This is a genomic window from Mycoplasma sp. 3392 (assembly GCF_053851755.1).
Window position 1 is genome coordinate 124,952 of sequence record NZ_JBSQBF010000002.1, and the last position, 19,583, is coordinate 144,534.

General features: G+C 29.6%; 15 protein-coding genes. 7 read left to right on the top strand and 8 right to left on the bottom strand.

Annotation, left to right across the window (positions count from 1 at the left end):
• Positions 1–76 precede the first annotated feature (76 nt).
• Positions 77–307 (bottom strand): hypothetical protein, encoded by a 231-nt coding sequence (locus ACWXVV_RS02055; protein ID WP_456012470.1) that lies wholly within the window; start codon positions 305–307, stop codon positions 77–79.
• A gap of 33 nt (positions 308–340) precedes the next feature.
• On the opposite strand from ACWXVV_RS02055, the gene ACWXVV_RS02060 reads away from it, so the two are divergent.
• From ACWXVV_RS02060 to ACWXVV_RS02070, 3 genes are all read left to right on the top strand, one after another.
• On the top strand, positions 341–733 hold the full coding sequence (locus ACWXVV_RS02060; RefSeq protein WP_456012471.1) for a hypothetical protein: 393 nt from the start codon (positions 341–343) through the stop codon (positions 731–733).
• Between the two features lie 486 nt (positions 734–1,219).
• Positions 1,220–2,464 carry a DNA cytosine methyltransferase gene (locus tag ACWXVV_RS02065; RefSeq protein ID WP_455984800.1) on the top strand — a complete coding sequence of 415 codons (1,245 nt, stop codon included), beginning with the start codon at positions 1,220–1,222 and terminating at the stop codon, positions 2,462–2,464.
• 64 nt (positions 2,465–2,528) lie between these two features.
• A complete protein-coding gene (locus ACWXVV_RS02070) occupies positions 2,529–5,333 on the top strand; it encodes a GmrSD restriction endonuclease domain-containing protein (protein WP_456012472.1) in 2,805 nt (934 codons plus the stop codon).
• 83 nt (positions 5,334–5,416) lie between these two features.
• Here the strand turns inward: ACWXVV_RS02070 and ACWXVV_RS02075 are convergent, their stop codons facing one another.
• The gene (locus ACWXVV_RS02075) at positions 5,417–5,791 is read right to left on the bottom strand and encodes an NUDIX domain-containing protein (RefSeq protein WP_455978973.1); all 375 of its coding nucleotides are present in this window, start codon (positions 5,789–5,791) and stop codon (positions 5,417–5,419) included.
• Between the two features lie 89 nt (positions 5,792–5,880).
• On the opposite strand from ACWXVV_RS02075, the gene tpiA reads away from it, so the two are divergent.
• The gene (gene tpiA, locus ACWXVV_RS02080; protein WP_455978972.1) at positions 5,881–6,642 is read left to right on the top strand and encodes a triose-phosphate isomerase; all 762 of its coding nucleotides are present in this window, start codon (positions 5,881–5,883) and stop codon (positions 6,640–6,642) included.
• Positions 6,643–6,691: 49 nt separating this feature from the next.
• On the opposite strand, the gene ACWXVV_RS02085 is transcribed toward tpiA, so the two are convergent.
• The 4 genes from ACWXVV_RS02085 to ACWXVV_RS02100 form a co-directional block, all read right to left on the bottom strand.
• Positions 6,692–7,351: a ribonuclease HIII gene (locus ACWXVV_RS02085; protein ID WP_455984798.1), complete on the bottom strand. Its 660-nt coding sequence runs from the start codon at positions 7,349–7,351 to the stop codon at positions 6,692–6,694.
• A complete protein-coding gene (locus tag ACWXVV_RS02090) occupies positions 7,341–8,291 on the bottom strand; it encodes a Cof-type HAD-IIB family hydrolase (protein ID WP_438341755.1) in 951 nt (316 codons plus the stop codon). The genes ACWXVV_RS02085 and ACWXVV_RS02090 overlap by 11 nt, the downstream gene beginning before the upstream one ends.
• A 69-nt stretch (positions 8,292–8,360) precedes the next feature.
• Positions 8,361–8,666 (bottom strand): hypothetical protein, encoded by a 306-nt coding sequence (locus ACWXVV_RS02095; RefSeq protein ID WP_455984797.1) that lies wholly within the window; start codon positions 8,664–8,666, stop codon positions 8,361–8,363.
• Positions 8,667–8,710: 44 nt separating this feature from the next.
• Complete coding sequence (locus ACWXVV_RS02100; RefSeq protein ID WP_455984796.1) at positions 8,711–11,086, bottom strand: phosphoketolase family protein; 2,376 nt, start codon at positions 11,084–11,086, stop codon at positions 8,711–8,713.
• Positions 11,087–11,260: 174 nt separating this feature from the next.
• Between ACWXVV_RS02100 and ffh the strand changes: the two genes are divergently transcribed.
• Complete coding sequence (gene ffh / locus ACWXVV_RS02105) at positions 11,261–12,610, top strand: signal recognition particle protein (protein ID WP_455984795.1); 1,350 nt, start codon at positions 11,261–11,263, stop codon at positions 12,608–12,610.
• A 60-nt stretch (positions 12,611–12,670) separates the two neighbouring features.
• Positions 12,671–14,401, top strand: a complete 1,731-nt coding sequence (locus ACWXVV_RS02110; RefSeq protein ID WP_455984794.1) for a hypothetical protein — start codon at positions 12,671–12,673, stop codon at positions 14,399–14,401.
• A 43-nt stretch (positions 14,402–14,444) separates the two neighbouring features.
• Here ACWXVV_RS02110 and ACWXVV_RS02115 read toward each other — a convergent pair whose 3' ends face one another.
• Together ACWXVV_RS02115 and ACWXVV_RS02120 are read right to left on the bottom strand one after the other, a co-directional pair.
• Entirely contained in the window at positions 14,445–16,898 is a 2,454-nt protein-coding gene (locus tag ACWXVV_RS02115; protein ID WP_455984793.1) for a hypothetical protein, read from the bottom strand.
• A 177-nt stretch (positions 16,899–17,075) separates the two neighbouring features.
• Positions 17,076–18,497: a hypothetical protein gene (locus ACWXVV_RS02120; protein ID WP_455984792.1), complete on the bottom strand. Its 1,422-nt coding sequence runs from the start codon at positions 18,495–18,497 to the stop codon at positions 17,076–17,078.
• Positions 18,498–18,796: 299 nt separating this feature from the next.
• Between ACWXVV_RS02120 and ACWXVV_RS02125 the strand changes: the two genes are divergently transcribed.
• On the top strand, positions 18,797–19,583 hold a 787-nt coding region (locus ACWXVV_RS02125), incomplete at its 3' end, for an AAA family ATPase (RefSeq protein ID WP_456012473.1).

Sequence of the window (19,583 nt, forward strand, 5' to 3'; positions counted from 1 at the left end):
TTGTTTTGTTCTTTTTTGTTTACTTTTTAGCACATACTCGAAATAAAAAAGTAAAATTCCCCTAAATTTTTCGAGTTTATGAGATAAACATGGTTATAAAAAGAGCTAACTTGGTGATTGAAAAATCTAAGCTATGAGTTGTTAAGTTGTCAGTTGCTAAAAAACTTTTGTTTTGCAAATTTTGTTGATTGGGCTCTAGGATGTAGTCAAAAAATGCTTTGACGAAAGGTAAAGTAGGTCAGTTAACTGAGCTAAAATTTTCGTAACTTTCTGTTAGTCAGTCTTCTTTTGTTAACGGTTTTTTCATGTTATTTTCCTTGGGGGTTTATAATTTACTTATATGAAAGTATTAAAAACCTTTAAATTTAAATTGTTTTTTTGAATAAGTTTGACAATCATTGGTGTCTTTGTAATTCTTTTTACTTCTATCTTTTTACATTTGGGTAAGGTTCCATATAATGCTGTTAACAGTTCAATAAAAGGATTTAATTTTGCTCAAAAACTTGTTTGAGGTGGATATCAATATTTAGGAATCGTTTCGAAATATGAAGACATTGCTTACCTATATCAGTACACTCTTGCTGCTAATATAAGAAACACCCTTTATGCTTTTTGTTCTCTTTTCATTATTTCTGGTATCTTTTTAACAAGTTTTGCAGTTTACAAAATGGTAAGAGTTATTAAATTAAATAAACTAGAAGCACAAGCACAAAAAACTAAATTAGTTAGTTAATTTTTAGAAAGGATTAAGAAGTAGTCAATAGACTGCTTTTAATTTATTTATGAGTTCTTAAGTGAACTTGTTTTGTTTTTTCACTACGTTATTTGACTAACTAAATGCTTTTTGAATAATTATTGAGACACAAATACAAACAAGCTGTATCAAAAAGACTCAAAAGATACAAAACATTTGTATCAAAACATCTTTTTTTGTATTTTCTAGAAGAAACATTAATATAACAGCTATAATCGTCTTTTACTAAAAAGGCTGTGCTGTACTGAAAAAGTATTACAGTATAATTAAAATTATGTCTAAGTACAAGATAAATATGAAAACAAATGATACATTAAGTAACGTTATTTGACGCGAAGCGTCTCTCTCTCTCTCTCTCTCTGAGCTCAATTTAGAAACATTTTTAGTATAAATGTTCTAAACTTTTTCATCTGCAATAATTTAATCAATACTTTTTGCCTATAGTTTTCTATAGGTTTTTTAGCTTTGACTAAAATCAGAGTTTTTGAAGCATTTGCAGGTGTAGGGGCACAACATTTAGCGGCAAAAAATGTTAACAAGAAAAACAATGCTAAAGATTTTTTCAAGATAGTAGCGACAAGTGATTGAGACGTGAGAAGTAACATAAGTTATGCTGCTTTTTATCACAACTTGAGTCCGCAAAACATTAGTGACTATATTCGAAAGTACAACATAACTGAGCAACAAATTAAAGATTTTATAAATGGGCAAACTTTTTCACTAGACAGTAAAAAACCGATGAGAAACTTTAATTTTAATAACAAGGCTTTTGCTGAAGCCATATTTGTTGCTAACAAACTAAGTAACAATTTTCCTGACATCACACAAGTTCAAGGTAAGAATTTAGATGAATTGAAAATTGATCTATTTACATACTCGTTTCCATGCCAAGGCCTTAGTGTTGCTAACATGGGGCGCGAAAAAGGGATTATTAATGAAAGTTCAACTTCACACTTAATTTGACAAGTCGGAAGAATTTTGAGTGAAATGGAACACAAACCCAAATACTTGTTATTAGAAAATGTCACTCAATTGGTTAAAAAATTCGGTCACGAATATGATGAGTGAAAAGCATATTTGCAAAAAATGGGATATAAAACTTTTACAGCAATTATTGATGCTCGTGAACATGGTTCATTGCAAAAACGACAAAGAGTTTTTGCTTTGAGCATTCAAAAGAACAGTGTTCCTAAGTGGTTGAAAAACGATACAGCTTTTGACACATTTATCAAGAAATTAGGCAAAGAATATACTCAATCAAGAACTAAAACAAAAGAAAGATATTTCAATGAAATCTTTAGCTTTAACTCAAATAAATATTTAGACGAAAAAATGCAAGCGGCACTTAAAGATACACCTTCAAGACAAAAATACATAAAAGAAGGAAGACGAATATCTAAAGAAGACTATGAAAAAGCTATTCCAACGGTAACTACAAGACAAGATAGATTTCCTAATGTTGGTATTATTCCAATTAACAAAAATGAGAAAGGTTTTTTAAACTGACGTCTCATCACCCCGCGAGAAGCATTTAGAATTATGGGTTTTACAAACAAACAATATAACAAGCTAAAACCATTCATTGACTCACAAATTACTAACTGAACTGCCTTGTACCGCCAAGCTGGTAATTCGATTGATGTTAAAGCTATTACCCCTGTTTTTGAATTAATTTATGAATTGGAGAAAGAGAATGACAGAAAAAAATAATATTAAATATTGAAAAATTGGCACAAATGTAAGTCGATATCTCGATACTTTTTTTGAATCTTGAATGAAGAGCTCCGAAATACGTAAATATCTTCTCGAAAAACCTTCAGAATTCACTATCGTTTACGAAGAGAAAAAGAAAGATAATAATCAATGTGAGCTCTACTTCAAAGAGTTGAAAGATTGTTTCGTTTTTCGGGATAGAACTATTCATCCTAAGAGTACCATCACACAATTTCTTAGAATTTTACTATTTACTGAATTAATAGTTATAAAAAACCAAACAAATGATGAAGAGTATTGTGTCGAATTTTCTCTTAGTCAAGATGTAATAGATGCTGTAAACTTGCATGACAAAGACTCAAATATTTCTAAGTTAACAGAAAAATTAAAAAAGTATGTTTATGATAAGACAATGAATAATATGCAAAATTTAATTAATCAAAACCAGGATTTTTTAAGTTCAGAATCGCGGAAATGAAACAATAATAAAGTTGATTTCTTTTATTCAATATTATTTACTATTGTTTACAACAAATCAGATAACAAAAAGAAAAACGAACTAGCTAGAACTTTAGACACAGACATAAAAAATATAAACAAGTCACTTGGTTATTATATGTTCATCGATAACTATAAAAATGAAATTTCTAGAAAAAATAACAAAATTTCTTCTTCCGAAAACTATCTAGAAAATAAATTCAAAACATGGCTTTACAAATACCATGGAATTGATGGTAATAATGATTCAATCAAGGTAGACATTAATACTAGTTTTGAACATCTTTACAAAAATGCTAAATATTTAAACTTTAAAGATAGCAAGAGAGAAAGTAGTATTGAACCTAATTTTGAAGCTGAAAGAATGACTATTCAAGAATATTTTAAAATGTTATTTCTTAACAAATATGGGGATTTTTCAGTTTTAATCCCTTTGTTTCAACGAGGTTATGCTTGAAATAACGAGCTGATTCAGAGATTAGTTAAAGATGTGTTTTCATTAGCTAATTCTGAAAATGAACAAGAAACGTTAGATTTAGGTTTTATTTCGTTGTTAAAAGACAATGAAAGCTCCACATATTGACTTATTGATGGTCAACAAAGAACAATGACGTTATTAGTTATTTGTTATTGAGCCATCAGAATGCTATATTCAAGCGAAGCTAAAGACTTAGAAATAAATGGTTATGACAATTTAGTTGAATTATTTGAACCCAAAACTATCAATGGATCAAAAACTTTATATGTTTTAAATAAATTTGTAGATCTTCAACAAATCAAGTGTTATAAAAACTTAAATGAATTCTTCATGTATCCTCAAAAATACAAAAATAAAGAAGCAATAAAAGAATTTTTAAAAACAAAAGAATTTATTGAATCAGAATTGAACTCATATAAAGTCAATAAACGTGCTAAAATATTGGCAAAATTCATTGATTGTTTACTTAATAATATTATAATTGTTGCGAAAGTAAATAAAAAGAAAGAAGATACCTTCAAATTTTTTGAAAGCATCAACACTCTATCGAAACCTTTACAAACGTACGATATATTTTTCTCAAAACTTTACTCGCTGCACGTGTCTCATTACAGAGATAAAGGTGAAGCGGAAAGGCAATTTCGAGATTTCAAAAAACAAATGAAATTAAATGCTAATAATAAAGATATTTTAGAAAATATATTCCAAATTATCATGCTAAAAAATTTCAAAAAAACTCAAAGTGAAAAAATTAGCATCTATAACATAGGTAAAACTATAGAAGAAATCATTGATCATGAGGCTGTTAATGATGTTGAGAATAATAATAAACAAAAAATTGTAGAGAATTTAAAAGAAAATCTAATAACTGAGCTTTGGAGAATGTCATATATTAAGCACGGAGATTTAGATAACCCAAAAATCAAAGACAAAGAAAAAAGAAACCAACTTAAGTTTATTTATACCCTTATGGTTTCAAAAATAAAAGGTATTTTTATAGTGAAAAAGGCTGAAAATTTACCAGATGTTGCTATCAATTTAATTTATATTATTCTGGATAAATTTGGTGTTTTTGATGATGAATGCTTGAATGATTATAAAATTCATGAATTAAGATTATGACTGAAAACATTGGAAAAGGTTATCATTTGATGAAAAACTAAAGGTAATTTTCATGATAGGTCTCTAAGATCAAATTTCGATAGAATTGCAATCAAAATTCTAGACTGAAATGATAAAAATTCGAAATACGAAATTGATACTCAAGAAGAGTTAAAGATACATTTAATAAATGAAATTTCCAACATTAAAGAGGTAACTTCATTCGACCAAGATTTCAATAAATTAGTCGAAGATGGACTAAATGAATGAAACAAAGAAGAAAACAAACATAATTTAAATGAAGTTTATACTAGAATTTGACTTAAATTAATCTTGGAATATATTTACCCAAAAAATGATAATTTGAGTACTACACGTATTGATGAAGTAGATACAATATACAACAAAATTATCCATGCAATAAACAAAGACAAAAACAAGGATAATGAATTAAGTTTAGAGCACTGTCACCCACAAAAACCAAGAGAAGGATCTAAACTTTTTAAAAACGAAGATGATAAAAAATATCTTTACTCAATTGGAAATACTTGTTTAATACCAAAGAATTTAAACTCAAAAATGTCAAACAAAGATTTTAAAGAAAAGATAAACACATATCCTCAAGATAAAGCTCTGAATTTCTTATTAAAAGAAATGAAATTTCCAAATGCAACAATTTTGGGAATCGATTCATTAGATCAAAAAACTATTAAAAAAGTTGTTCAAAACATCAAAGACAGACAAGATAATATTATTAAAGCATTGCAAGAAATTTATAAAGGCGTTTAATATACAGATATTAGATTACCCTTAGTCTCTAAAAGTTAAGCAAAAACTGGCAAACGCCAGTTTTTTCTTCTTCCTTCTTCCTTTTATAGTTTTGAAACAAATTCGTGTGCTGCTTTAGTCATCGGAATTTGCAATGCTTCTTCTTTGGTTACCCATTTAGCTTCTTTGTGTTGTAATAACTTGATGTCACCCTTCACTTCAATTTCATAGAAGTTAACTTCTAGCTTCCCTAATTCGTGAACGTGTGAAATTTTTCTTAAAAACTTGTAATTTACAACATCAACATCTAATTCTTCTTTGATAATGCGTTTTAGTTGTTCTTCTTTATCTAGTCCAAAATCAAATTTTCCACCAGGCAACTCAAATAGGTGTGGATTGTGTTTGTGTTCTGGTCTTTTAAGCATCAAAAATTTGTTTTCCGAATTCTTAATTAATCCTGCTACTACTTCTAAAATCATACTTTTATTATAAATATTAAATGGCCTTGGAACTCAAAAATTTCTTAAAAAAGTTATAATTTTTTTATTAAGTGTGAAAGAAGGAAAAAATGGATAAATATTTTTTAATTGGTAACCATAAAATGAACTTAACATTCACTGAAGAAATTCAGTTCATGGTAAAGCTAGATGAATACTTTTCAAAGCGTAAAAAAAGTAATGGTGTATTCTTTGGAGTAGCTCCATCGTTGTGTAATTTAGCAGTTAAGACATTGCCAGGAGTGAGTCGTTCAGATATCAAGGTAGGAGCACAAAATATTTCTATGTTTGATAAGGGAGCTTACACTGGTGATATATCAGCTGCACAATTAAAAGATCTTGATTTGGACTTTGTAATTATTGGGCACTCGGAAAGACGGCTATTTTTCGAAGACAACGGGCACAAAATTAACCGCCGTATTAAAAATGCATTGACTGTTGGATTACATGTTATTTTGTGTATTGGCGAAACCTTAGAAGAGTATGAAAACAACCAAACCTTAGACTCACTAATCAAACAACTAGATGAGGCATTAGAAGGAGTTAGTGACCTTAAAAATGTTATTGTTTCATATGAACCAATTTGAGCTATAGGAACAGGAAAAGTTGCTTCAAACGAACACCTTATTAAGGTTTATGATGTGCTAGGCAAAAAACTACCAAACGTACGCTTTATGTATGGTGGTAGTGCTAAACCAGAAAACATTAAACACTTGCTAGAAATCCCTTACATAAGTGGTTTTTTAGTGGGTAAGGCATCATTGCAAGCTGAAAGCTTTTTTGAAATGCTAGAAATTATGGATAAAAACATTGAACTGTTAAACCAAAAATAGTTATCCAATTAAAACTAAAGCCAGTCTCTAAGTGAAACTGGCTTTTTTGTTAACCTAGAATGGCATCGGTAGTTTTGAAATTAGTTTTTGCAACAACATTAAGCTCTTCTTTGCCATAGATTTTGATAAATTCTTTACCAAACTCAATGATTTTGTTGCTTGCTCCAAATGGAAAAATTACTTTATATTTTTCATTTTGTTCTTGCATTGCTTTTAAAAAGAAATAACGTGCCAAAATTGAAGCAACTGCAACACTTAAATAATTATCTTCAGCTTTGGTTTCAAATAAAACTTCGTAACGCGGTTTTTGAAAATTTAAATTAGTCTTAGCTAATCTTGCTTCATAGCCAGCAATGCTACGGAGAGTAGAAAATTGGTCAATAATGGCCGGCTTAGAGATTTTTTCTTGTAAAGCAACAATATTTTTGTAGTGATAAAGTAATTTAACTTCATTAACATTTAAAAATCGAGCAAGACTATTGTTTCCTTTTTGTGTTAAAGTTGTTTTTGTATAAAAAACCTTGTCAAGAATTTGACTAGCAATCTTGACTATTTTTTTATCTGATAATTTTTTAGAATCTTTAACACCTAAATTAATAATTTCTTCTTTTGCTTGGTCTGGCACATAGGCTGCTACAAAAATAATGGGGCTAAAATAATCTCCAACTCCGGTTTCATCGCAACCGATCAAATCTAAATTATTTTTCATCTTCGTAAAAGTGTGAAGCACTTACTAATTGCAATTTTTCTTTATCCAATTCTTTATGGAAGGCTTTGGCTTTTTTGATGTATTTTTCAGGATTGTTTAGGAACTTTTCAATAAAAATACCAACAGCTCCTTCTTTATTAGTTTGTTTCATTTTTTCACTTGCCAATGATTTTATGAATTGTTCGGCATTAGCAGGGGCTACTCCAATGTTACATGTTTCAAACATACTTGCATCATTGAATGAATCTCCAAAAGCAATAGTATCATCAATATCAATATCGTAGTAACGCATTAATAAACTAATTACTTTGGCTTTTGTTACTCCGATTGAAGTAATATCAACAACTGGAGTTAAACCTTCTCCTTTAGATCAAGAAGAAAATTCTCCTAAGTCTCCATATCTTTTCTTTAGATAACTTAATAGTTCAACAACATCAGTAGTTGGTTTAACATCAAAAACAATTCCTGTTGGTTTTAAAGGTAATTTAGTAAGTTCAATTTTTTCTTTAAATTTTGTTGCTGTATTGAAGTTGAAAACTCTTTCTAGAGCTTCGTCGCGGTGCATTAATTGTACTCAGTCAGGTCCTTCAATAGCATAGTTAGAAATTTCTGCTTCAACCTTTTTATCACCTAAAATGTATAAAACTTCATTTAAATCTAAATAAGAAATAGTTGGGATAAAAAATGGGTCATTAGGATTATGAATGTGTGCTCCATTATAGTTTCCAACAATAGCATTAAGTCCTAAGCGATCATAAATTGGTTTTGTACTTCTTCAAGGACGTCCAGTGATGATTGAAACAACGTGTCCTTCATCAACTGCTCTTTTAATTTGTTCAACTGTTTTTGGGTGAATAGTTTGTTCAGCACTACTTGCTAACAAAGTACCATCCAAATCAATTGCGAATAGAAATTTTCTTTGCTTGTTTCTTCGATCCATATATCTCCTTATTAAAAATTATAACTTAACACACAAAAAAGCGAAAAAATACTCATATTGTGTACTTTTTTACTTTTTCTTAAAGATTAAATAAACAATAACAGCAATGATTCCTACTACTGAAATACTAAGTCCAGCAATAATTAAAGCATTTCAAGGAGCTGTATTTTTAGCAACAGTTTTAGTTTCTTCTTTAGTAGGAACGAGTGTTGTTTGGTTTTCTAAGTTAGTAATTATCGGCTCGGCATTATTTTTTTGAGTCTTTTGATTGTGATTTTGACTCATATTTTGAACAACAACTGGACTAGCAACAACAGTCAGGCTAGTCAAAGTTAAAAGTGATATTAGTGCAAATATTTTGGCTAGTTTTTTCATATTTAAAATTATACAAAAAGCCCGAATCAATCGGACTTTTGTAATTATTTAATAGGTTGTCATTTTCAGTTTTTAACTTCGTCAATGTCTGTTCCTGTTTCACGAATATATTGGTTATGGTAAGCAATTTTTTGCGCCATTTCGTTTACAAAATCATTTGCTTTTTGATCATATACTGCTTTAGCTGCAGTAGCTGCGATGTCGAAACGATCCATTTTACTCATTACCCGAATATCAAATGTTGTGGTAATGTCTCCGTTTTCACGATAACCATGAATGTGAAGATTGTGATTGTGACGTTTAAAGAAAATATCTCTAATTAAAGCTTCATATCCGTGGAAAGCAAAAACAATAGGTTTATCTTTAGTGAAGATTTTGTCAAATTCTTCGTCTGTTAGTCCACGTTCATCGATTTCTGGACTTCGTAGTTTTAATAAGTCAACAACATTAACAAAACGAATTTTTAAATCTTTGTATTGATTGTGTAACAAGTTAATTGCTGCTAGTGCTTCGATTGTAGGTTCTGTTCCAGATGAAACCATTACTAAATCAACATCTTTGTCAGTAGCAGTTGAAGCTCAATCAATAACTTTTAGTCCCTTGTCAACTAATTCTTGAGCTTCTTCAACACTAAAGAATTGGTCACGAACTTGTTTTGAAGCGACAATTAGGTTAATTACATTACGGTCTGAAAATGCTTTATCCATAACTGCTAATAATGTATTTGTATCAGCAGGTAAGTACTCACGAATGTATTTTGCTTGTTTGTCTGCTAAGTGCCCCAAAATTCCAGGATCTTGGTGAGTATAACCGTTGTGGTCTTGTTGGAAAGCAGTTGAAACAGCCATGATGTTTAATGAAGGATAATCATTTCTTCAGTGCACTTCATCAGCCTTTTTGATTCATTTCATGTGTTGAGTAATCATTGAGTCAACTACTCTTAGGAATGCTTCATAACTAGCAAAAACTCCGTGTCTTCCGGTTAATACATAACCTTCTAAAAATCCTTCAGCTTGGTGTTCTGAAAGTTGTGAATCAATAACTCTTCCTGAAGGTGCTAATCATTCATCTAGTTTTGGATTAATACTTTCTAATCATTGACGTTTAGTAACTTCGAAAACTTTACTTAAACGGTTTGATTTTGTTTCATCAGGTCCAAAAATACGGAAGTTTTCAGGGTTATTTGTAATCATTTTTGCTAAATAACCACCTAATTCAACCATATCTTGTGCTTTCATTTCACCTGGTTGTTTGAAATTTAAAGCAAATTCTTTTCAGTTAGGTAAATCTAATTTGACTGGTTTGATTCCTCCATTGGTGATAGGGTTTGTTGACATTCTCTTGTCACCTTTTGGAGAAATTTGACGGTATTCATCTTTGAATGTTCCGTTTTCGTCGAATAATTGGTCTGGGTTATAACTTCTCAATCAAGCTTCCAACTTATCTGCATGTGACATTTTGTCAGCTGCTACCGGAATAGGAACTTGGTGCGCTCTGAAGCTTCCCTCGATTTGAAGATTATCTCATTGTTCAGGTCCAGTAATTCCTTTTGGAATCCGAGCAATAAGAACTGGTCAATTTTGGCGAGTTGCGACTTGTGCACTTTTAGCACGTGCTTTTTGTTGAATTGCAAGAATTTTTTCAATTGCTTTATCCATTTTTGAAGCCATTAAAGCGTGTTGGCTTGAAGTATTATCAATTTTAACGAAGATAGGATCTCAACCTAATCCTTTAAAAAACATTTCTAGTTCTTTATCACTTTTACGTTCCAGAATTGTTGGGTTTGAAATTTTTCCACCATTTAAGTACAAAATTGGTAAAATTGCTCCATCTTTTACTGGGTTAATGAATGAATTTGAGAATCATCCAGCCATTAAAGGTCCAGTTTCAGCTTCTCCATCTCCAATGACTGTTGCAGCAATCACATTTGGATTATCTAAGATTGCTCCCATTGCATGGCTTAAAGCATAACCTAATTCTCCACCTTCGTGAATTGAACCGGGAGTTTCAGGAGCGGCATGAGAAGCAATTCCGCCTGGGAATGAGAAAATTTTGAATAATTTTTGCATCCCTTTTTCATCTTGAGTAATTTCTGGAAATAGTTCTGAATAACTTCCATCTAAGTATGAGTTTGAAACCATAACTTGTCCACCATGTCCTGGTCCTTCAATGTAGAACATGTTTAAATCGTATTTATTAATCACACGATTTAAGTGGGCGTAAATGTAATTTTGTCCTGGGATAGTTCCTCAGTGCCCAATTGGATAAATCTTAACATCATCACTTGTTAAAGGTTTACGCAATAATGGATTGTTTCTTAAATACATTTGACCAGCAGAAATGTAAGTAGCCGCTCTAAATCAAGCGTCTAATTTGTCAAAGTATTCTTTGGTTGAAAATTTATCGTTTTTGAATTTCATTTTTCTCCTTCGTAATAATGTGTATATTGCTTATTTATTGTACCATTAAAAACCTTCAAAATGCAAGTGCTTGAAAAGAAAAAATGAGTAATTTTGTTTATCAATTTGAGTCTTTATGGCTGTTAAAAGTCACTGCAAGTGCTTAAAAAAGGTTTTAGGTTATAATTAAATATTATGTTTGAATTTATTGGTAATAGAATACAAAAATCAATTGAAAAAATGAATAAAAAAACTCGCATTGAGGAAGCTGATGTTTTAGAAATAATCCGTGAAGTAAAACTTTCATTACTTGAAGCTGACGTTAACTTAGAAGTTGTTAAAACTTTTACAAAAGAAGTGAAAACAAAAATTCTTGAAAGTGGAAAATTAGGTAATTTAGACACACAACAAACCGTAGTTAAAATCTTCCAAGAAGAATTAGTTCGAATTCTAGGTTCAAAAGCAACAGAAATCAAGATAAAATCACAACCTACCAAGATTATGATGATTGGGCTACAAGGTAGTGGGAAGACAACATCGACTGCCAAATTAGCAGCATTTTTAAGAAAGAAAAAAATCGCTTCTAAGCCATTATTAATAGGAGCTGATATTTATCGTCCGGCCGCTAGAGATCAATTACAATCTCTTGCAAAACAAATTGATGTTGATTTTTATACTGAAAAAGTTGATGACGCATTAGCGATTGTTAACAACGGATTACAACAAGCCAAACAAAACAGCAACGATTTAGTAATTGTCGATACAGCGGGACGTTTAGCAATTGATGAAAACTTAATGCAAGAGTTAAAAAATATCAAAAAGAATATTCACCCAGACTACATTTTCTTAGTAGTTGATGCAATGAGTGGGCAAGATGTTATTAATGTGGCCAAAATTTTTAATGATGAGTTGCAACTAAACGGAACAATTATTACTAAACTAGATTCTGATACTCGTGGTGGAGCTGCTCTTTCAATCACTCATCTTTTAAATGTTCCAATCATTTTCATCGGAACAGGAGAAAAAATTTCCGCTTTAGAAGCCTTTGATCCCCAAAGAATGGCAAAAAGAATTTTGGGAATGGGTGACATTGTTGGACTTATCGAACAGGCAGAAGAAAATATTGACGAATCAAAAGCTCGTAAATTAGGACAAAGATTTTTTAGTGGTCAATTTAGTTTAGAGGACTTAATGGAAACAATGGCACAAATCAAGAAATTAGGAAAAATGACTAAAATCTTGAAAATGATTCCTGGTTTAGGAAATAAAATTGACGAAGATCAAATTTCAAGAGCAGAAGAAAAATTCGATATTTACAAGATTTTAATGGACTCAATGACCAAAAAAGAACGTAAAAATCCTAAATTATTAAAAGATGCAAACCGCAAAGCAAGAATCTTGAGTGGTTCTGGTCGTAGCGCGCGTGAATACAATATGTTAATAACTGATTATGAGCGCATGGCAAAGCAAATGAAAGATATGGCTTCGGGAAGAGGTCAAATGAATATGGCTCAATTGATGAAAAATGGTGGTTTTGGTTTCTAGGTAAAAATAACCCAAAAATTTTACCTAGAAGCACTTTTAGTTGTAAAAAGGATAAATAAAATGAAAAAAAGAGTTTTATGAAGTGCATTATCGCTATCAATTAGTCCACTAGTGTTAGTTCCAACTGCATTAGTTTCTTGTGCTAATAACGTGCACGATAAACAAAGAATTGCTGATTTTAGTCAGCAAGTTTTTGACTCAAACTACATTAAAATTAAGCAATCGAATGAAAATCAAAACCTTTTAGATAATCTTGAAAGTCAAGTTAAAAAATCTCCATTTGAAAACTTAAGACTGTTTTTTAACATTAAAATTCTTGAAATCAAAAATCAAAATTACAACTCTTTAGAAACTTTTAAACAACTAAAAAGTGACATTAATAACCTTTTTTCAACTGAAAATATTGCTGCTTTTATTAAAGAATTTGAAACAAAAAATAATATCAATAAGAAAAATGATTTAGTAGTTCAAAACCTAATTAACGATAAATTTTCAAAAGAATACAATGATAACATTTCGTTACTTTTAAATCAAAAATCAAAATATCAAAATGATAATAATGTAACTAAAATTAGAATTAACAATCTAAAAGATACTTATGAAACAATTCAAAAAGCAATTAATGATTTTTATACTAAATTAAACACTTTATATAGTGGTAATAGTGCTGTTTTTAAGCGTATTTTTGAATTGTTAAGTCAAAGATTTGATACCAAAATTAATACAGTAATCGAAGAATACAACACCTTTGTTGACGCTAATCCTAGTGTTTTAGTTAACCGTATTAATCGTTTAGGTGTTGAGTTTGATAACTTAGTAAGTAAGTGACAAGCGTTACTAAATGGTAAGGATTTTATTGAAACTTATAATACTTATTATGCTAAGTTTTTAAATCCTGAATTAAAAGAATTTTATACTGTTTGAAAAGATAAATTAAGTCAGGAAATCGAAAAAATTGCGTCTTGAAGCGATAGTGAATTAGAAAATAAATTAACCGTTTTATTTACTTCAATGCGTGATTATGCTAATGATACTTGAATGGTGTTTTCACAAGATAAAGCAGTTAATTTAGATAGTTACACTCACATTACTCCTTTTGTTAGAAAGGATTTGTCAAAATCATATAGTTATGAATTCGATATGGTGTATGATTATATGTTAAATAAAGCAATAGCAAAATTATATGGTAGTTTAAACATTGAATGAAAAGATTTAAATGAAGCGCAAAAACGAGAAGCAAGACAACTATTTGAAAAACAAATTTCAATTGTAAAACACTTTGTTTCACAACTAATTTCTAAAGACTTTAATTTAGACCAGGTAGCATTAGTTTTGACTAGATTTTTAAGTGTAAAAGTAATTTATGAGTATGGTTATAACAAGAAATTAATCGACTACATTACTATTTTCGACACTCCTATTGATACTACTGATTATGCTTATTTTAATTGTCAAGGATACAGCGAATTCGTTTACATTGCTTTAGATATGCTAGGATACAAGAATTTAATGTTTTATAGAAAGTACTATAAAATTTCTAATAATGAAGATTTTCAACACGTCAATGCAGGACTAGTTTTAGACGGTACTGAAATGGTAATTGACGCAACTTTTAATGACGATATAGGTGACTGGAAAAACAATTTTGACTTGCAAAAAACAATAGATTGATTTATATACAATAAGTCACACTATCTAGTAACTAAAGCAAGTTATATGAATGAATATAGCCTTTACTACGACAAAACTCCTATTGAAATTAAACACACTAATGATAATCTTCCATTTTAGTAAAAGAAAAGTAGACTTCAAAAAAGTCTACTTATTTTATTAATTAATTTCTTTCATAACGCGCAAGTTCGCCTTTAACTCTTTCCATTAAGTTTGCTAATTCAATAAATCTTGTAAATATATCTTCAACTCTTCTCAGTTTTCTAATATTACTCAACTCTAAGTTGTAACCACTATTCATATCTTCATAAAATCCCGGTTCTCCACTCTTGTATCCTTGTAATTTCATAATGTTTTCTTGTAACAGTGCCTCTAAACTTCTAGAAACGCTAAGAACTCAATTTTCGTCTTCAACCCCAAGTTTTGTTAGTTCTCCTTCAATATAATTCTTTTTCCCACTTGCAGTGTTATTTAAACCGGCTTGCTCTTGATAATCGTCTTGTGCTTCCGCAACAGCATAATACATTTCTTCTCAATTTCTATATCAAGGAGTGCTAAAAGGTACACTCACTTCAGTAGTCAAGTCAACTAAGTTTACTTGTTTATACACATTATCAATAGTTCACACAAGTTGTTTCATTTCTTGTTTTTCACTATTAGTTCTTTGTCTTGAAGTTAATTCTTTAACTTTTTTCAGTGTTTGCAATTTTTTAAGTTTTTCAAAATCTTCTTTTAAAAGGTTTCAATTTAACATATAGTTGTCAGGTTTAAGCGAACGTACAATAGCAACCTTTGCTTTGTTTGTTAAGTCAATGTCACTGAATAAACTATCAAAATCCTTTTGTCCTTTCTCAACTTGTTTGAAAAACTCCGTATTTGGTGTGTTTCAAGAGTGATATTCTCCTTGCCGAATGTTAGGACGTTCTCAATTAATCACTTCGTCACCTTGTAAAAATTCTAGATATTGTTTCGAAAACACTAAAATGTTATTAAACTTTTCAATGAATTTCTTTGCTTCACTAAACTTTTGTCAATCTTGATAATCAAGAATATATAAGTTTAGTTCTCTATTTTCGCCTTTTAGTCTATTAATTTCCTTAGTGTTTTCCGAAATTGTCGCATTTAAAGTTTCGACTTGCTTTTTAAGTTCACTATTTTCTTCTCTTAATCTTTCTTCTTCTGTTTTTTTACCTTTTAACGTAGCAATTTCACCACGCTGTTCTTCAATAGTTTGGTCTTTTTGTCTAATCTCACTATCTTTTGCTTGAATAGTTGCTTCTAAACTTGCTTTTTGTTGTTTTAAACTTTGAATTTCGCGACTTAAAGTTGAAATTTGACTATCTTTTGAAGTGATTTGACTATTTAAACTATTAATAGTAGTTTGTTTTTGTCTAATATCGTTATCTTTCGAAGACACTTGACTTCTTAAGTCACTAATCGTTCTTTCATTTTGTCTAATTTCACTTTCTTTTCTAGTTTTATCTCCTTGCACTTGTAAAAGAGTTCTTGTTGTCGTAGTCAATTGACTTTGTAAATTATCTCTTGCTGATTGTAATTCTTGTTTTTCTCTTTCAAGTTGACTAATTCGTTGCTTATCTTCTTCTTTTGATTTTTGTTTTTCTTGTGCTAATTCACTTTCTAATTGACTAATACGTGTATCCTTTTGTTTAATTTGTTCTTGCAAGTTAGACACTTGACTACTCAATGAAACTTGTGATTTTTTCAGTGTATCTAACTCACTCGTTAAACTACTAATTTTTGCTTCTAAGGTACTAATTTGTTCCTGCAATTGTGTCTTTTGAGTCTCTAAAGTTTGAATTTGTGTATTCTTAGTTTCAACCTGTTTACTCAATTGTTGCTTTTGAGTTTCTAATTCTTGTTTTTGTGTACTTAAAGTTTGATTTTGTTTTTCAAAACTATCTTTTTGTTGTTGTAAACTCACAATTTGGTTTTGTAATTGTTGAATTTTAGTATCTTTTGTACCAAGATTAATTCTTGCTTGTGCCAAATCATTTTCCAATGCTAGACTACTTGCTTCTTGCTGCTTAATTTTCGCTTCTAGTTCACTAATTTTTTGGTTATTTTGTTCGATTAATGCTTGTTTTTGTTTTAGTTCTTTATTCTTTAGTTCAATATCATTTCACAATGATTTTAACAGTGAATTATCTTTTGCGTTTTGTGGACTAATAGTAGTTAGTTCGTCAATATTTTTTGTTCCTGTTAGTGTTAAAAGTTTATCTTCTACTTTTTCAATCTTGTCTTCATTTTGTGCGTTAATTTCACTGATTTTGTTATCGTAATCAATAATTACTTGCTTATTGGCATTAAATACTTGACGTACTTTTGATTCAATATCGGCTAACAATTTTAATAACTTAGTAAGTTTTTCATTATTAACATTTGCTTGATTAAAAAACTCATTTACCAACTGATTATCATTTAGTTGTTGATATTGTGTTAGTTGCGCTTTTAAACTATCTAATTGTGTAGTTGACATTTTTTCACTTAAATATTGTTTTGGACTCTTATTATCTAGTCCTGGACTAGTCTTCTCACTCGCATTTTGGACGATATTATCATAAATTGCTAATGTGTCAATAGTATTTTTACCGTTCAAAATAACCTTTTTGATAATAGGTACAAGTTGTTGTTTTGCACTTTCTAATGATAGTTGTAAGTTTTTAGTATCTTCATTATTTTTACTGTTTCGCTAAAAACTTGTAATAGGACATACATTTGGAAAACAACTAAAAAGCTCCAACTAAAAGTTGGAGCAAAATTTAGCATCAATTAACTAAGATTGTTCTTCTTGTTTAAGTATTTGTGTTACTTCGTCTTCAATTTCTTGACATTTATTGTTATATTCAGTCATGATTTGAACAATTTTGTTAGCGCCAAGATAAGTATTTAATTCAAAAGGTCTCAGGAAAAAGAACTTTATGTCATTTGTTAAAGTCATAAAATGTGTTTTGTTGAAACTTGGTGCTAGTTTTTCAATTAAAGTATTTGTTTCGTTGTATTTTGGAGAATCACCTAAAGATCCTAAAGAACTTGATATCATTGATCCTAAAATGTAGTAGTAAGTAGAAGAAGTACCATTATAATAAATGTTTTTTAAGTCTTCATTTTCTAATATATCACCTATTTTTCTGTTTACATCATCGATCTTACTTATTATTTCTTTATTGTTATCTAAACTAAAGTCAATACTGTGAATAAGCTGTTTAATTTCATCAATTTTCGCTTCTTTTGCTAGTGCAAATCATTTTTGTGTTATTGTGCTGAATTGTGGCGCTGAGCTTAAATTGTCAAAATATTGTCTTACATTAGAATCAGTGATTTGATTTTGTTTGTAGGCATTATAATCACTTTCTAAAGTATTTAGGCTATTTATTAATTGAACAAAATTATCCACATGATTCAATATTTTCCCATATTTAGTAATTATTGATAAAACGTCACTTACGCTAGATATGTCTGCATAAAGGTTTTCAACTAGATTGTTATTCATTATATCCAATGAATTGAAATGAACTCTATCAATTTTGATATTCGGCATTATTGTGTTTTTTAATTTATTTACGAAGTTAGCAATTAAATTATTTCTTTGGTCTTGTGTCATTAAATTATTATTATTATCAGAAGTCAAGATTTTTTTGACTTGACCATAATTATAGAAAACTTCATAAGCCTTACTGTTTAATTTGTTTTGAATGTAACCAAAATATCAATAAGTAAGCAAATTATCATCATTTCTAGCTATTACTTGATTGTGTGATAATTTTCTTTCTTCGCTAGCGTAACCATTTCTCAATTCCGGAAATTGATAGTAAAGTGGAGCCCCTTCAACTGGATCATCAAATTCAAATTTTCCGGTTTTGAGTAAATCTTGATACTTTTGATAATATCTTTGAAGATTAGACTGAACTTTTTCTGATACTTTGCGCAGTGTAGGTAAATCGCTACTTAAGTATTTGAAGCGCTCACTATCTTGCGAATCAATGAATTCTCATCTCGTAAAATCAATAAAGCTATTGTAATTACGTATTATGGTTAGTTGATTTAAAATTTGTGCGCGATATTGAACTTTTCACAATTGCTTCTCATATTCTTGAAGAGCAGTTAAATCATTTTTATTAACTGATTCAAATTCAGCGACTTTTGCAGCTCAATCAATTTTAAGTTGTGCAACTTGTGGAAGAGGATCGATATCCAATATATTACTGATGAGATCCTGAGTTGATTTGATAGAGTTGTTGATTCTACTTATTTGATAATAAATTTCTGAATCATTGATAAAATTATCTATTCAGGAAACTAAATCGTTATATGTTTCTTTCAGTCCGTTAATATCTTTGCTAGTTTCTAAATTACTTACTTAAAATGAAAAAATCAAAAAAAATAACAAAACATATTTATGTTAAATAAAAAACAAGAACAAAAAAACATGGAATTTTATGGCAAGTCCCTTGGGGCTTGCTTTTTATTTATTTTAACAAATCACAAGGAGGGCACATGAAAGAGCATGAAGGATACGTTAGCATTTTTAAATACTTGGAATTAAAAGAGGTTTTAATAAAAAAATTTAAATCAATTGACAGCCTTTATTTTGACACTAATCAAATACAAGAGGCCATGTCTAATAAAAAACCATTATGAAGTGAAGAAAATGGAAAAGGTAAAACAACATTTTTGGATGCTTTATGTCTTGCATTAACTGGACTTAATTCCAAAGGACAAATGAAAAACAATAAAGTAACAAAAGAAACTTTTATTCAATTCACTTTTCAAGACTTAAGAGACGATTGAACCAACCAATCTGAAGATTATGAATCTAACTCACCTTATGGAAAGATTTACACAATTACTATTCAAAACTCAATTAAAACCATTCAAGTCCAGGAGTTACACGATGGTAATCTAGCTGACAAAACCATATCATTATCAGGAACAGTTAGCTCGTTAAACTTATTCGACATTTTTAAAAATGAAACTGAATATCCTGAGTCATGATCATATGATTGAAACTACCTAGATAGCAAAGCTTTATTAGCAATGATTAATCCTGATTATTTTGTTAACTTATCCGTAGCAGAACAAAAGAAATTATTCCTGGATTTTATGCTTAAACAAAAAAGATATACCAAAAAGTTTTTAGAAGACGAGTGACAAAAGTTTCATTCACTAGGAGACCTTAAAAGTCTTTTATGAAAACTTCAAAGTTACAAGTGAGACTTTTCAAAACTTAAAAAAGAATATAAAAAAGAAATTAATGAATCAGAAAAAAGAACAGATTTTGGAT